Below are 1,107 nucleotides of genomic sequence, written 5' to 3'. Positions count from 1 at the left end.
GCGCACGACGCCCTGCTTCTCCAGTGCCTTGAGAGGCGACGACACCGCGCCGAACTCGGCCGTCAGCTCGGCCACGCGCAGCTCGCCGCGCTCGAGCGCGGCCGCGATGGACGCCTGCTTCACGGCGTTCTTGCGCGGCTCGAAGTCCGCGAGCGCAGGCCCCGGCACCACCCAGCGGTCGTCGACTTCCCCCACCGTCGGCTCTTCAAGACGCCAGTAGCCTCCCTGCGCGCGCACCATGCGCGGCACGCCGCCAGGCGGCGTGAACAGGCGCACGCACGACGACAACGGCGCGATGTAGCGTTCCGAGAGCCACTGCGCGCACGCAGCCCCCTCCTCGTCGAAGTACGGGCGGCTCACCGCGCGCACGATGCCCTTGAGCTTGGCAGGGTCGAGACCTGCGGGCCAATCGCCTTCGGCGCGCTCCTCGATGCCGATGACGAAGCCGACGGCCTGCCGCGGCCCGAACGGCACGAGCACGGCGCAGCCGACCTCGATCGGCTGGTCGCCCGCTTCTTCAGGGACGGCGTAGGTATACGGCGCGTCGAGCGCCTGCGTGGGTATGTCCAAGATGACGGATGCGAGTTTCATGCCCCCAGTATATCCCAACCCCGAGCTGCCGCAGGAGCCCTACCGCTCCACCGCAGGAAATCCCTTGGCATTCCGCTCGCCCCCGCATCCGAACACGCTATCCGTTGTTAAACCAGGATCGACATGCACCGCCGCACGCCGCTTTCCCTATCGGGCGGCTGGCGATCAGGCGAGACGAGCACCTGGTCGATGGCCGAAGAGGGCTTCCGAACCGCCGGCGAGAGGGACGAGCCGACCTGGGCTATGTCAATCTTGGTTTAACCGCGGAACACGCTACCGTTGACGAAAAACCATCGGATTCGGAAGTTCTTAAGCGAACCTCAAGCGCACAGAGAAAGCTCCTGTCGAATAAGGACAGGTCACCGGAAAGATCACTTTCGATATCGCGCAACGAGCTCGACCGAAACGCACGATGTCTTCCGAATTCGGCGACTTTTCGCCATTTCGAGCCCGCTCCGCTGTTAAACCAGGGTTGGAATCGGCCTTTCGCCGTCGAGCCGGGATCGGAGGGGGCCC

The 1,107-nt window shown here is 65.7% G+C and carries 1 pseudogene; it reads right to left on the bottom strand.

The features are described 5' to 3' along the window. Positions 1-591, bottom strand: a pseudogene (locus tag ACMO6A_RS03780) (primosomal protein N'); the annotation flags it as partial. Between the last annotated feature and the right edge of the window lie 516 nt (positions 592-1,107).

Origin of the sequence: Eggerthella sp., from assembly GCF_048329335.1 — a bacterium.
Lineage (GTDB): Bacteria > Actinomycetota > Coriobacteriia > Coriobacteriales > Eggerthellaceae > Eggerthella > Eggerthella lenta.
This window is presented reverse-complemented; position numbering and strand designations above follow the sequence as displayed.